The 14,142-nt window shown below is 72.7% G+C and carries 13 protein-coding genes; 10 read left to right on the top strand and 3 right to left on the bottom strand.

Features of this window, described 5'->3' with window-relative positions; translation table 11 throughout:
• Positions 1-61 precede the first annotated feature (61 nt).
• Entirely contained in the window at positions 62-1,873 is a 1,812-nt protein-coding gene (locus GA0070603_RS16175) for a glycoside hydrolase family 13 protein (protein ID WP_091314259.1), read from the top strand.
• 89 nt (positions 1,874-1,962) lie between these two features.
• Here GA0070603_RS16175 and GA0070603_RS16170 read toward each other — a convergent pair whose 3' ends face one another.
• A complete protein-coding gene (locus GA0070603_RS16170; protein WP_208862892.1) occupies positions 1,963-2,565 on the bottom strand; it encodes a TetR/AcrR family transcriptional regulator in 603 nt (200 codons plus the stop codon).
• A gap of 98 nt (positions 2,566-2,663) precedes the next feature.
• Here GA0070603_RS16170 and GA0070603_RS16165 point away from each other — a divergent pair, with 98 nt between their 5' ends.
• The 9 genes from GA0070603_RS16165 (at position 2,664) to GA0070603_RS16125 (ending at position 12,723) form a co-directional block, all read left to right on the top strand.
• Entirely contained in the window at positions 2,664-3,659 is a 996-nt protein-coding gene (locus tag GA0070603_RS16165; protein WP_091314251.1) for a hypothetical protein, read from the top strand.
• Between the two features lie 57 nt (positions 3,660-3,716).
• Positions 3,717-4,058 (top strand): hypothetical protein, encoded by a 342-nt coding sequence (locus tag GA0070603_RS16160; protein ID WP_091322005.1) that lies wholly within the window; start codon positions 3,717-3,719, stop codon positions 4,056-4,058.
• A 277-nt stretch (positions 4,059-4,335) separates the two neighbouring features.
• Positions 4,336-5,406 carry a BMP family lipoprotein gene (locus GA0070603_RS16155; RefSeq protein ID WP_091314247.1) on the top strand — a complete coding sequence of 357 codons (1,071 nt, stop codon included), beginning with the start codon at positions 4,336-4,338 and terminating at the stop codon, positions 5,404-5,406.
• A gap of 207 nt (positions 5,407-5,613) precedes the next feature.
• Complete coding sequence (locus GA0070603_RS16150) at positions 5,614-7,167, top strand: ABC transporter ATP-binding protein (RefSeq protein ID WP_091314244.1); 1,554 nt, start codon at positions 5,614-5,616, stop codon at positions 7,165-7,167.
• Complete coding sequence (locus GA0070603_RS16145; RefSeq protein ID WP_091314240.1) at positions 7,164-8,522, top strand: ABC transporter permease; 1,359 nt, start codon at positions 7,164-7,166, stop codon at positions 8,520-8,522. Before GA0070603_RS16150 ends, GA0070603_RS16145 begins: the two co-directional genes overlap by 4 nt.
• 2 nt (positions 8,523-8,524) lie before the next feature.
• Positions 8,525-9,805, top strand: coding sequence for an ABC transporter permease (locus GA0070603_RS16140; RefSeq protein ID WP_091314237.1), 1,281 nt, complete (start codon positions 8,525-8,527; stop codon positions 9,803-9,805).
• Between the two features lie 93 nt (positions 9,806-9,898).
• Positions 9,899-10,618 carry a cytidine deaminase gene (locus tag GA0070603_RS16135; protein ID WP_208862891.1) on the top strand — a complete coding sequence of 240 codons (720 nt, stop codon included), beginning with the start codon at positions 9,899-9,901 and terminating at the stop codon, positions 10,616-10,618.
• 41 nt (positions 10,619-10,659) lie between these two features.
• On the top strand, positions 10,660-11,940 hold the full coding sequence (locus GA0070603_RS16130; RefSeq protein WP_091314230.1) for a thymidine phosphorylase: 1,281 nt from the start codon (positions 10,660-10,662) through the stop codon (positions 11,938-11,940).
• Positions 11,941-12,042: 102 nt separating this feature from the next.
• The gene (locus GA0070603_RS16125; protein ID WP_091314228.1) at positions 12,043-12,723 is read left to right on the top strand and encodes a DUF4272 domain-containing protein; all 681 of its coding nucleotides are present in this window, start codon (positions 12,043-12,045) and stop codon (positions 12,721-12,723) included.
• A 10-nt stretch (positions 12,724-12,733) separates the two neighbouring features.
• Here the strand turns inward: GA0070603_RS16125 and GA0070603_RS16120 are convergent, their stop codons facing one another.
• Together GA0070603_RS16120 and GA0070603_RS16115 are read right to left on the bottom strand one after the other, a co-directional pair.
• A complete protein-coding gene (locus GA0070603_RS16120; protein WP_091314225.1) occupies positions 12,734-13,645 on the bottom strand; it encodes a putative RNA methyltransferase in 912 nt (303 codons plus the stop codon).
• Between the two features lies 1 nt (position 13,646).
• A complete protein-coding gene (locus GA0070603_RS16115) occupies positions 13,647-14,111 on the bottom strand; it encodes a MarR family winged helix-turn-helix transcriptional regulator (RefSeq protein WP_091314222.1) in 465 nt (154 codons plus the stop codon).
• Between the last annotated feature and the right edge of the window lie 31 nt (positions 14,112-14,142).

Raw genomic sequence — 14,142 nt, 5'->3', positions numbered from 1 at the left:
TGACCGATCGCGGCGGGTGCCCGCCCGACTCCCTGTCGAGAACGACGCGAAAGGCATCCCCATGTCTCTCCAGCCGCACCACGACGGATCCGCCACCTACGTGCCCGAGCAGGAACCCGCGCTCGGGCAGACCGTCCCGGTGTTCGTCCGGGTCCCAGCCGGCTCCGGCGTCCGCCAGGTGCACGTCCGGACCACCGGCGACGGCGAGCCGCGCTTCGCCGAGGCGGTGGTCGACCGCACCGAGGGCGGTGACGTGTGGTGGCGGGCCGACGTCGAGGTCCGCAACCCGGTCAGCAACTACCGCTTCCTGCTCGACGGCCCGGCGGGCGCCCGCTGGCTGAACGCCGCCGGCCTGGTCGACCACGACGTGCCGGACAACGGCGACTTCAAGCTGGTCAGCCACGCGCCGCCGCCGGCCTGGGCCCGGGACGCGGTGATCTACCAGATCTTCCCGGACCGGTTCGCCCGCTCGGCCGCCGCGGCCGGCCGCACCGCGCCGGACTGGGCGATCCCGTGCGACTGGGACACCCCGGTGATCGGGCGCGGCCCGGAGACGCCCCGCCAGTTCTACGGCGGCGACCTCGACGGGATCACCGAGCGCCTGGACCACCTGGACCGGCTCGGCGTGAACACCGTCTACCTCACGCCGATCTTCCCGGCCCGCTCCAACCACCGGTACGACGCGGCAAGCTTCGACACCGTCGACCCGTTGCTCGGCGGGGACGCCGCCCTGGCCCGGCTGGCCGACGCGGTGCACGCCCGGGGCTGGCGCCTGCTCGGCGACATCACCAGCAACCACACGGGCGACGCCCACCAGTGGTTCACCGCGGCGGTCTCCGACGTGCACGCGCCCGAACGGGAGCTGTACTACTTCGACCTGGCGGCGGGTGATTACGAGTCGTGGAACGGGGTCAAGTCGCTGCCGAAGCTCAACTGGGGCAGCGCCGAGCTGCGCCGCCGCTTCGCCACCGCCGAGGACTCGCTGCTGCGCCGCTGGCTGCGCCCGCCGTACGCCCTGGACGGCTGGCGGGTGGACGTCGCGAACATGACCGGCCGGCGGGGCGCGGACGCGTACACCCACGAGGTGGCCCGGCTGCTGCGCGAGGTGGTCGCCGAGACCCGCGCCGACGGGCTGCTGCTCGCCGAGCACGGCCACGACCACACCGGTGACCTGGACCGGGACGGCTGGCACGGCACCATGAACTACGTCGGCTTCACCGATCCGGTCTGGTCCTGGCTGCGCCAGGGCGACGACCCGGTGCCGAACTTCCTCGGCACGCCCGGCGGGGTGCGGCGGCGGGACGCGGGCGCGGTGCTGGCCACCATGAACACCTACCGGTCGCTGGTGTCCTGGCGGTCGTACACGCACTCGTGGCAGCTGCTCGGCTCGCACGACTCGGCCCGGATCCGGACCGTGGTCGGCGACGCGGCCCGGCAGGAGGTGGCCGCCGGCCTGCTCGCCACCATGCCGGGCACCCCGGTGATCTTCGCGGGCGACGAGCTGGGCCTGACCGGCACCAACGGGGAGGGGTCGCGCACCCCGATGCCGTGGCACCGGCCGGAGAGCTGGGACCGGGGCACCTTCGAGGCGTACCGGTCGCTGCTGGCGCTGCGCCGGAACGAGCCGGCGCTGCGGCACGGCGGCCTGCGCTGGGTGTACGCCGACGCGGACACCCTGGTCTTCCTCCGCGAGGCGCCGACGGGCGCGGTGCTGGTGCTGGCCCGCCGCGCCCCCGGCACCCCGCTCCGCCTGACCGCCCTCGGTGCGGGAGAAAACGTCTACGGCAACGCCCCCGCCCTAAGCCCGACCCCCGACGGCACGGTCCTCCTGCCCGGAGACGGCCCGACCTTCCAGGTCTGGCGCCTCACCTGACCCCAGCCCCCGGCGATCTTGCAGTTGCGGCCCGCACCCTGGGGCTTTCGCCCCTTTATGCCGGGGCGGGAACTGCAAGATCGCGGGGGTCAGGGGTGGGGGGTGGGGTTGAGCAGGGTGTGGACGCCCGCCAGGTAGGTGGCGCGGTTCGGGGAGCCGGTCAGGATGCGTTGGGTGAAGTAGCCGGGTACCAGGCCGAACAGCGCGGTGCCGACGGCTTCCGGGTCGGCGTCCGCGGGCAGCTCGCCGGCGTCGCGCGCGCGTGCGGCGGCGGCCACGAAGTGGCCACGCAGCCGGGTGTAGGTGGCCCGGACGAACTCGGCCAGCACCGGGTCGCGCTGGGCCTCGCTCCACACCTGAAGCGCCAGCGGCAGCACGCCGTCCGGGCCGAGCTGGGTGTCGACGAAGGTCAGCGCCCGCTCCAGCACCCCGGTCAGGGGCAGCGGCGGGTCGGCGGTGGCCAGGTCGGCGAAGGTCGCGTCGGCGGTGCCGATCACCGCCTGGGCGATGGCCGTGATCAGGTCGTTCTTGCTCGGGAAGTAGCGGTAGACCGCGCCGACCGAGAGACCGGCTTCCTTGATCACGTCCTGCATCGAGGTGTTGTGGAAGCCGTCGCGCACGAAGCAGCGCCGGGCCGCGTCGAGGATCTGCTGACGGCGGGCGGCCAGATGCTGCTCGGAGACGCGTGGCACGGCCCACATTCTAAATCGAACGTTCGTTCTTGACGAATCTCGCGGCGGCGGCGCACGCTCATCCCAAGAGAACGAACATTCGTTTTAAGGAGACGACGATGCTCCGGTCCCGCTCGCCCTGGGCGCTCGCCGCGCTGCTCGCCAGCCTCGTGGTCGTGGTGCAGGCGCTGCTCGTACCCCTCTTCGCGGCGCCCGCCGCGCACCTCGCGCCGCGCGACCTGCCGGTCGCCGTCGCCGGGCCGCCGCCCGCCACAGCCGACCTGGCCGCCCGGCTCGCCGCCGCCCGGCCCGGCGGCTTCGCCGTGACCACGCTGCCGGACGCCGCGTCGGCCGACCGGGCCCTGCGCGACCGGGAGGTGTACGCCGCCTTCGTGGTGGGCCCGGACGGGGTTGCCCTGCACACCGCCCCGGCCGCGAGCCCGACCGTCGCCGCGCTGCTCACCGAGGCCGCCGGGCACCTCTCCGCCGGCCGACCGGTGCCGGTGGTGCAGGTCGTGCCGGCCGACCCGGACGACCCGCGCGGGGCCGGCTTCGCCGCCGGGTTCCTGCCCCTCGCGCTGACCGGCATGCTGGCCGGCGTGCTGCTCACCGTGCTGGTGGCCCGCCGTGCCGTGCGGCTGGCCGGCCTGCTCGGCTACGCCGTCCTGGCCGGCCTGGCCGGGACCGCGGTGCTGCACGGCTGGCTCGGTGTCCTCGCCGGGGACCCGTGGCGCGAGGCGGGGGCCATCGGGCTGTTCGCGCTGGCCACGGCGGCCACCGTGGCGGGCCTCGGCGCGCTGCTCGGCCGGGCCGGGCTGGGGCTCGGCGCGCTGCTCGTCTTCCTGGTCGGCAACCCGCTCTCCGCGGTCGCCGCCGCGCCCGAACTGCTGCCCCAGCCCTGGGGTGTGGTGGGGCAGTTCCTGCCCGTCGGAGCGGGCGGCACGCTGCTGCGCTCGGCCGCGTTCTTCGACGGGGCGGGCGCCGGCCGGTCGCTGGCCGTCCTGGCCGGCTACGCGCTGGTCGGCCTCGCCCTGGTCCTCGTCGGCAGCCGGAGCCCACGGGTCGGCGCGGGCAGCCCGACGCCGGCCGGGCGGCCCGCCGAGGTCACGGTATGACGGCACCTCGGCGGGCCGGCTACTACAAAGCGTCGTTGATGGGGGAGGATGGCCGGCGTGGAAGCTCTTCGACTGATCCTTCTCTACGTCCATCTGATCGGGTTCGCGCTGCTGCTCGGCGGTTCGATCGCCCAGTTCGTCAGCGGCCGGCTGCGGATCAACGCGGCCATGCTCTGGGGCTCGGTGATCGGGCTGCTGACCGGAATCGGTCTGTCCGCCCCGCTGCGCGACGGCGACGAGCCGGCACCGGCCAAGCTTGTTACCAAGTTGGTGCTCGCGCTGCTGATCTTTGTCATGGTCTTCTTCTCGCGTAAGCGGGAGTCCGTGAACCGCGGGCACTTCCTGGCGATCATCGGGTTGACGCTGGTCAACGCGGCGGTGGCGGTCTTCTGGCGTTAGCCTCCCGGCACGGTGGGAAGACCCCGGGAAACGGACGTTCGCGACACCTCTCCGGAGGGCCTTCGGCACGAAAGGTGATGTGCCCCACGTGCGGGTTACGTAGGGGTAACGACCGTTCAACAGTCGTGCACGATTGTCGGCCGGTGGGTGGGCGCGGGCGTACGCTCCCGTCCGTAACGTGGGACGCCGGCGGCACACCGCAGGCCGGCGCAAGGGCTGCCACCGCGCACGACGCGGTGTGCAATGGGAAGGAGACGTCTTGCGCTCTGTGCGTGGGATGCGGATCGCCTCCGCCATCGTGGCGGGTGGCCTCGTGCTGGGCGCCGCCGCGTGTGGTGAGGCCCCCAAGGACGACAACAACGCCGGCGGCAACGGCGGCAAGAAGTTCAGCGCCTGCATGGTGACCGACGTCGGCGGCATCGATGACAAGTCCTTCAACACCTCAGCCTGGAAGGGCCTTCAGGAGGCGAAGAAGGAGAACGACAACATCGACATCAAGAACGTCCAGTCGAAGGCCGAGGCGGACTACGAGGTCAACCTGACCGGGTTCGTCAACCAGAAGTGCGACTTCATCCTGGCCGTCGGTGGCCTGATGTCGGACGCCACCAAGAAGGCCGCCGAGGCGAACAAGAACCAGCAGTTCGCCATCGTGGACGCGAACCCGGGCGTGGACAACATCTACCCCATGCAGTTCGACACCGCGCAGGCCGGCTTCCAGGCCGGTTACCTGGCCGCCGGGATGAGCAAGTCCGGCAAGGTCGGCACCTACGGCGGTCTGCCGATCCCGCCGGTCACCATCTTCATGGACGGCTTCGCCGACGGCGTGGCGTACTACAACAAGGCCAAGGGCAAGACCGTCCAGGTCATCGGCTGGGACAAGGCCACCCAGAAGGGCTCCTTCACCAACGACTTCGTCAAGCAGGACGAGGGCAAGAAGGTCTCCGACGCGCTGGTCGCCCAGGGCGCGGACATCATCATGCCGGTCGCCGGCGGCGCCGGCCTCGGCACCACCGCCGCGGCCAAGGCCTCGGGTGGCAAGTACTCGGTCGTCTGGGTGGACGTCGACGGCTGCGAGAGCACCCCGGACTGCTCCGCGATCCTGACCACTGTCGTCAAGAACATCCCGGACGCCGTCAAGGACGCCGTGCTGAAGGCCGCCAACGGCGAGAAGCTCCAGGCCAAGCCCGGCTTCGTCGGCACCCTGGCCAACAACGGCGTCTCGATCGCGCCGTACCACGACTTCGACAGCAAGGTCCCCGCTGACCTGAAGGCCGAGGTCGACAAGATCAAGGCGGACATCGCCGCCGGCACCATCACGGTCACCTCGAAGGCCCAGCCGACCAAGTGACCGCTCCGCCGGCCGCCGCGGTGAGATCATCGGCAGCGGAGGCCGGCGGGCACCAGCTTTGACGACCGGCCGCCTCGGCGTACGCGGGGAAGACCCGCGCGACGCCGGGGCGGCCGATCACCTTGATCCCCCACTGACCCCCACCCGGCGCGGTGGCCGGCGCGTAGCCGCTACGCTGCACCATCGCTCGCACTCCAGGAGGTTGCGCTGAGACTCGAACTGCGCGGCATCACCAAGCGGTTCGGTGATCTGGTCGCCAACGACCACATCGACCTGACGGTGGAGCCTGGAGAGATCCACGCCCTGCTCGGCGAGAACGGCGCCGGCAAGTCGACCCTGATGAACGTGCTCTACGGGCTCTACCAGCCCGACGAGGGCGAGATCCTGGTCGACGGCAAGCCGCTGAAGCTGAAGGGCCCGTCCGACGCGATCGCCGCCGGGATCGGCATGGTGCACCAGCACTTCATGCTGGTGCCGGTCTTCACCGTGGCCGAGAACGTGATGCTGGGCGCGGAACAGGTCAAGGGAGGCTTCACCGGCTTCCTCGACCGCCGGCGGGCCCGCCGCGAGGTCGCCGAGGTCTCCGAGCGGTACAACCTCCGGGTCGACCCGGACGCGGTGATCGAGGACCTGCCGGTCGGCATCCAGCAGCGGGTGGAGATCGTCAAGGCGCTGACCCGCGACGTCGACCTGCTCATCCTCGACGAGCCGACCGCCGTGCTGACCCCGCAGGAGACCGAGGAACTGCTCACGGTCATGCGGTCGCTCAAGGAGGCCGGCAAGTCGATCGTGTTCATCACCCACAAGCTGGGTGAGGTCAAGGCCATCGCCGACCGGATCACCGTCATCCGGCGCGGGAAGACGGTCGGCACCGCCGAGCCGAGCGCCAGCCGCGACGAGCTGGCCGCGCTCATGGTGGGCCGCAGCGTCCGGCTGACCGTGGACAAGAAGCCGGCCCAGCCCGGCAAGCCGATCCTGGAGGTCGCCGGCCTGGTCGTCGACGACGACCGGCAGGTACGCGCGGTCGACGGCGTCGACCTGACCGTGCATGCCGGTGAGGTGCTCGGCGTCGCGGGCGTGCAGGGCAACGGGCAGACCGAACTGATCGAGGCGATCATGGGGCTGCGCCCGGTGCTCGCCGGCTCGGTGACCCTGGACGGCCAGGCCGTGCACGGCTGGTCGACCAAGAAGGTGCTCCGCGCCGGCGTCGGGTACGTCCCGGAGGACCGCAGCGTCGACGGCCTGGTCAAGGAGTTCTCCGTCGCGGAGAACCTGGTGCTGGACATCTACGACCGGCCGCCCTTCGGCAAGGGCCTCTCGCTCAAGCCGGACGCCATCGCGAAGTCGGCGAAGGAGCGGGTCGAGCAGTTCGACATCCGCACCTCCTCGGCGGACGCGGCGGTCGGCACCCTCTCCGGCGGCAACCAGCAGAAGGTGATCGTGGCCCGGGAGCTGTCCCGGCCGCTGAAGCTGTTCATCGCCGCACAGCCCACCCGGGGCGTGGACGTCGGCTCGATCGAGTTCATCCACAGCCGGGTCATCCGCGAGCGGGACATCGGCACCGCCGTCATGGTGGTCTCCAGCGAACTGGACGAGGTGATCGGCCTGGCCGACCGGATCGCGGTGATGTACCGCGGCCGCGTCATCGGCGTGGTCGGCCCGGACACCCCGCGCGAGGAGATCGGCCTGCTGATGGCCGGCATCACGCCGGACACCGCCACCACGACCGCTGACCGCCCTGGCAACGAGGACGAGGCATGACCAACCCGAACCCGGTGTCGGGCTCCCCGGACAAGGAGCCGGCGACCGAGGCGCAGGAGGCGCGCAGCGAGGCCCGGGCGACGCCGTCCGCGCCCGCCGGCGACACCGAGCGGGCGGTGCCCGCCACCGCGACGAAGCAGCCCGCGGCCGAGGGGCCCCGCCCCACGCTGGGCCGGCTCTTCCTGGACAACCTCTGGGCGGCCAACACGGTGACCGTGACCGTGCTGGCCGTGCTGCTGGCCATGCTGGTCGGCGCGGTGCTGATCATCGTCTCCGACCCGGAGGTGCTGGCCACCTACGGCTACATCACCGCCCGTCCGGCCGACGCGCTCAACGCCAGCTGGACCGTGGTGAGCGAGGCGTACGCCAACCTGTTCAAGGGCGCGATCTTCGACCCGGACGCGGTCGGCTTCACCGCCGCGATGGGCCCGATCTCGGAGACGCTCACCTACACCGCGCCGCTGGTCTTCACCGGCCTGGCGGTCGCGCTCGCCTTCCGTGGCGGCCTGTTCAACATCGGCGCCCAGGGCCAGGCGACCATCGGCGTCATCCTGTCCGCCGTGGCCGGCTTCGCGCTGCCGCTGCCGCCCGGGGTGCACCTGCTCGTCGCGCTGATCGCCGGCGCTCTGGGCGGCGCGCTCTGGGGCTTCGTCCCGGGCATCCTCAAGGCGCGCACCGGCGCCCACGAGGTGATCAACACGATCATGCTCAACTACGTGGCGGTCTACTTCCTGTCCTGGATCATCATCCAGAGCGGGGTGCAGAACCCGAACCGGTCGGACGCGATCAGCAAGCCGGTCGACGCCTCCGCCCAGCTGCCCCGGCTGCTCGGCGACAACCTGCGGGTGCACGCCGGCATCCTGGTCGCGGTGCTGGCCACCTGGTTCATCGCCTGGCTGCTGAACCGCTCGACGCTCGGCTTCGAGCTGCGCGCGGTGGGCGAGAACCCGGACGCCGCCCGGACCGCCGGCATCAGCGTCACGAAGACGTACGTGCTGGTCATGGTGATCTCGGGTCTGCTGGCCGGTCTCGGCGGGTCGAACATGGTGCTCGGCTCGACGGCGAACGCGCTGACCCCGCTGGTGATCGCGCAGATCGGCTTCGACGGCATCCTGGTCGCCCTGCTCGGGCGGGTGAAGCCGTGGGGCGTTCTGCTGGCCGCGCTGCTGTTCGGCGCGCTCCAGGCCGGTGGCAACCGGATGCAGTCGTACTCCGGGATCTCGCTGGAGCTGGTCACCGTGCTCCAGGCGCTCATCGTCATCTTCATCGCCGCGCCGGCCCTGGTGAAGGCGATCTTCCAGCTCCGGGCGGCCCGCGCGGCCCGGCTGCAGACGAGCCTCGCGAAGGGCTGGTGAGCATGTCCACCACCGCTGTCCCCGAGGTCGCCGTTACCGCGGTCGACGAGGGCTTCTGGACGCGCGTCCGCAAGACCGGGGCCGTCCTGCTGGCGCTGGGCGTGCTCGCCACGGTGCTGTTCGGGGCGCTCGCCACCGACCAGCAGGCCCGCTTCACGCTCAGCGAGACCGAGGGTGGCGCCGCCCTGGAGATCAACGGCACGATCGGCGCGATCCTCTTCGGGATCATCGCCGCCGCGGCCGGTGCCGCCCTGCTCGCCGGGGTGCCGAAGCGCTGGTTCACCCTGGTGCTCGGGGTCGGTCTGGTCGCCTTCGTGCTGAGCTTCCTGTGCTGGCAGGTGTCCGCCGCCCCCGAGGGCCGCAACTTCATGCCGCTCGTCAACGTCATCCGGGGCACGTTCATCCTGGCCCTGCCGCTGATCTTCGGCGCGCTGGCCGGCGTGCTCTGCGAGCGGTCCGGCGTGGTGAACGTGGCGATCGAGGGCCAGTTGCTGATGGGTGCCTTCTCCGGCGCGCTGTTCGGCAGCATCTCCGGCAGCGTCTGGGTGGGCCTGGTCGCCGCCGCCATCGGCGGTGCGCTGATCTCCCTGCTGCTGGCCGTCTTCGCCATCCGCTACCTGGTCGACCAGGTGGTCATGGGCATCGTGCTCAACCTGCTGGCGGTCGGCGTCACCGGCTTCCTCTACGAGCGGCTGATGCAGACCGACGCGACGAAGTACAACAGCGCGCCGCGGTTCAGCAACTGGGAGATCCCGCTGCTCAAGGACATCCCGCTGATCGGTCCGGCGCTGTTCCGGGGCAACATCTTCCTCTACCTCGGGCTGCTGCTGGTGCTGGTCATCCACATCGCGCTGTTCCGTACCCGGTGGGGCCTGCGGACCCGGTCCGTGGGTGAGCACCCCACGGCGGCCGACACGCTCGGCGTGAAGGTGCTGCGGCTGCGCTACCGCAACGTGCTCATGGCCGGGCTGGTGGCCGGCGTGGGTGGCGCCTCGTACACCCTGGCGCTCTACTCGTTCACCAAGAACATGATCGGCGGTAAGGGCTTCATCGCCCTGGCCGCGCTGATCTTCGGCCGGTGGAGCCCGACCGGCGCGCTGCTCGCGGCGCTCTTCTTCGGGTTCGCCGACCAGCTCGCCACCTACCTGGGGGCGATCGGCAGCAGCATCCCGAGCCAGTTCCTCGCGATGCTCCCCTACCTGGCGACGATCCTGGCGGTGGCCGGGCTGGTCGGCAAGGTCCGGGCGCCGGCCGCCGACGGCAAGCCGTACATCAAGGGCTGACCGCCCGCGACACACCGTGCCCGGCGGGGGAGAACCCGCCGGGCACCGTCGTCTCCGGCCGCCACCGCGACCGATCGGCGTGAATTGGGCAGAATGGGAGTCGTGATGGAGATCGACTGGGAGCGGCTGCGGGCCGCCGCCACCGAGGTCATGCGGCACGCGTACGCGCCCTACTCGAAGTTCCCCGTCGGGGCGGCCGCCCTGGTCGACGACGGCCGGGTGGTGGTCGGCTGCAACGTGGAGAACGCCGCGTACGGCGTGGTCCTCTGCGCCGAGTGCGGGGTGGTCTCCTCGCTGCACGCCACCGGCGGCGGGCGGATCGTGGCCCTGTCCTGCGTCGACGCCACGGGTGAGCCGCTGATGCCGTGCGGCCGGTGCCGGCAGCTGCTGTGGGAGAACGGTGGCCCGGACTGCCTGATCGAGACGAAGGGCCGGCCGCTGCGCATGGCCGAGTTGCTGCCGCACGCGTTCGGCGTGGAGGACCTGGAGGCGGTGACCGGGGAGACGCCGGTGCCCGTGGTGCCGGAGCGGCTGGCCGCCTGGCGGGGCCGGGGCTCGGTCTTCGTGCACCCCGACCTCTCCGCCGGGCAGCAGGTCTGGACGGCGTACTGGGAGCGGTCGGCCGGGGACACCGAGGGCGCTGAGACCGGCGTGCTGGAGGAGGGCCCGACCTGGGACGACCCGGCCGAGGCGATCACCTGGGGGCTGGCCCGGACGCCGCGCGTCGTCGTGGTGGACGCGTCGGGCACCATCTTCTGGGCCGGCGAGGGCGAGCCGCCCCTGGAGATCCCGGTCCGCTGGTCCCCCGCCTGAGCGGCCGGACCGGTTCCTGAGCGACGAGGAAAGATCATCTGATGAGTGCATTCACGGCGGTTGACGTCATCCGGGCCAAGCGGGACGGTGGCGTGCTGAGCGACGGCCAGATCGACTGGGTCGTCGACGCGTACACCAAGGGGCTGGTCGCCGACGAGCAGATGTCGGCGCTGGCCATGGCGATCCTGCTGCGCGGCATGACCGGGCCGGAGATCGCCCGGTGGACCGCCGCCATGATCGCCAGCGGCGAGCGCCTGGACCTGTCGCCGGTGGCCCGGCCGACAGTGGACAAGCACTCGACCGGCGGCGTCGGTGACAAGATCACCCTGCCGCTGACCCCGCTGGTCGCCGCCTGCGGCGCGGCGGTGCCGCAGCTCAGCGGCCGGGGCCTCGGCCACACCGGCGGCACCCTGGACAAGCTGGAGTCGATCCCCGGCTGGCGGGCCGCGCTGACCAACGACGAGTTCATCGCCCAGCTCCGCGACGTGGGCGCGGTGATCTGCGCGGCCGGCGACGGGCTGGCCCCGGCCGACCGCAAGCTGTACGCGCTGCGCGACGTCACCGGCACCGTCGAGGCCATCCCGCTGATCGCCAGCTCGATCATGAGCAAGAAGATCGCCGAGGGGACCGGGGCGCTGGTGCTCGACGTGAAGGTCGGCTCCGGCGCCTTCATGAAGAACGTCGACGACGCCCGCGAGCTGGCCCGGACCATGGTGGAGCTGGGCGGCGCGCACGGGGTGCGGACGGTCGCCCTGCTCACCGACATGTCGACCCCGCTCGGCCTGGCCATCGGCAACGCGGTCGAGGTGACCGAGTCGGTCGAGGTGCTGGCCGGCGGCGGCCCGGCCGACGTGGTGGAGCTGACCCTGGCGCTGGCCCGGGAGATGCTGGCCGCGGCGGGCCTGCCCGACGCCGACCCCGAGGCGGCGCTGCGGGACGGCCGGGCCATGGACGCCTGGCGCACGATGATCCGGGCGCAGGGCGGCGACCCGGACGCCCCGATGCCCACGGCCCCCGAGGTCGAGGTGGTCACCGCGACCGACGACGGCTACGTCGCCGCGATCGACGCGTACGCCATGGGCGTGGCCGCCTGGCGGCTGGGCGCCGGCCGGGCCCGCAAGGAGGACCCGGTGAGCATCCCGGCCGGCGTGGTGCTGCACAAGCGCCCCGGCGACCGGGTACGCGTCGGCGAGACCCTGTACGAGCTGCGCGCGGAGCACGCCGAGCGGATCCCGGCAGCGCTGGCCGAGGCGGAGCGGGCGGTGCGGATCGCGCCCGACGCCCCCGCCGCGACGCCGCTGGTTATCGAGCGGATCGGCTGATCTTTTCCGGTCATGGTGTGGTGCCCACCGAGCCGCTATCCTCGCAGGCCAAGGGGGGACCGACCGGCGATGAGCCGTTGCGAGCAGACAGGGACCTGAGCCGTGCGCGTACCCGCCCCCGACCCCCGGGCCGTCCGTGAGGCGAGCCTCGACGAGCTGTCGCGGCTGGGCCTCCCGCTGCCACCCCCGCAGTTTCCGCTGGTGTGGGAGCCGGGCGACGAGATCGAACTGCGTCCCACCCGGGAGATCGAGGCCCGCATCGCGGTGCTGCACGTGATCCTGGCCCGCTGCTTCGGGATGCCCGCGCAGGCGGCGATGAGCTGGCTGCTGGAGTCGCACCTGGTCGAGATGGTGACCCCGCCGGAGTGGCAGTTCGTGATGGGCGGCAAGGGCGACCACCGCTCGTTCGTGCTGCACCACGACGCGCTGTTCTCGCTGGCCTGGGTGCTCGGGCTGGCCAAGGAGCTGGACCCGACGGTGCCGGTGGACGAGCGGCTGGTCGAGCGGATGCCGAACCTGGTGGCGGGGGAGACCTTCGGCCAGTGGCGGGCCCGCATCCTGGCCGCACCGCAGCACCCCGCCGACGCGGCCGCCCTGCTCGACCTGCACTACTGCCTGGACTGGGCCTACCTGGAGTCGGAGGAGGCCGGGCTGGCGCTGCCGGGGCTGGTGGACGCGAACGCCATCGGGCAGCGCCGGTGGGCGTTGGAGTGGGCCGTGGTGCTGCGCGGGCCGTACCACGACGAGCCCCCCGGCTGGGAAGAGGTCGACCTCTCCACCTGAGCGGCGGTGGTCAGCGCGGCCGGTGCACGGCGAGCCGGACGGCGAGGGTGACCGGCGTCGGCTCGGGCAGCGCGGCGATCCGCTCGGCGAGCGGGCCCGGGTCGGCGTGCCAGGCGCTGGGGCCCATCCCGACCAGGGTGGCCACCTCGGTGCGGCTCAGCTCCAGCCGGGCCCGGTGCTCGGTGGCCGACTCCTCGGTGAACTGCCCGCTGAGGCTGCCGGCGACCCGGTCGGCCTTGGCCGGGTCCACCCGGAGCAGGTCGAGCGCGGCGACAAGTTCGGCGAGATGGTCGCCGGCCGGGGTGACCACCAGCAGCGCGCCGGCCGGGTCGAGCACCCGGTGGAACTCGGCGCCGTTGCGCGGCGCGAAGACGTTCAGCAGCACGGCCGCGGACCGGTCGGCCAGGGGCAGCCGCTGCCAGGTGTCGGCCAGCGCGGCGGCGGCCCGCGGGTGGGCCCGGGCCGCCCGGCGCAGCGCCGGCTTGGCGACGTCGAGGGCCAGGCCGACCGCGTCCGGCAGCGCCGCCAGCACCGCCGCGAGGTACCAGCCGGTGCCGGCGCCGGCGTCCACCACCAGGGGGTACGGGCCGGCGTCGCCCGGCGGCACGTCGGCGGGGACGAAGCGGGCCGGCGGCCCGACGGCGCGTACCCGGTCGGCCACCCGGACCGCGGCGGCGGCCAGGGCGGCGGCGACCGGCGCATAGTGGCCGGCGGCCAGGAAGTCGGCGCGGGCGGCGACCATCTCGGCGCTGTCCCCGGTGTGCGGGGCGCGGCCGGCGAGCAGGTTGACGTACCCCTGGCGGGCGATGTCGAAGCTGTGCCGGCGCGGGCAGCGCAGCGCCCGGGCGGTGCCGGCGGTGGTCTCCGCCAGCGGCTCGGCGCACACCGGGCAGCGCAGCCGGGCCAGGATGCGGTCGTCCACGTCAGCCCTTCGGTGCGGACAGTCGGTCGACCACCCGCTGGGTCAGCGCGCCCAGCACGTCGATCTCCTCAGGGGTAAGCAGGTCGATGAGGTGCCGGCGGACCGCGGCGACGTGGCCGGGGGCGGCGGCCTCGATAGCGGCCCGGCCGGCCGGCGTCAGCACCACGATGGAGCCGCGGCCGTCCGAGGGGTGCTCCTCCCGGGTGACCAGGCCGCGCTGCTGCATCCGGGCCAGGTGGTGGGACAGCCGGCTGCGTGACCAGAGCATCCGGTCGGCCAGCTCGCTGAGCCGCAGCCGCTGGTCGGGCGTCTCGGACAGGTCGGAGAGGACGTCGTAGTCCGGCTCGGAGAGGCCGGCGTCCTGCATCAGCTCCCGGGCCAGCTCCAGGTCGAGCAGGCGGCGCATGCGGCGGTAGCCGCGCCAGGCCCGGGCCTCGCGCGCGTCCAGCCAGCGTGGTGCGTCCATGTGCCGAGCCTAACTTACTTGTTGACATGTC

The organism is Micromonospora chersina, assembly GCF_900091475.1.
Taxonomy (GTDB): Bacteria; Actinomycetota; Actinomycetes; order Mycobacteriales; family Micromonosporaceae; genus Micromonospora; species Micromonospora chersina.
This window is presented reverse-complemented; position numbering and strand designations above follow the sequence as displayed.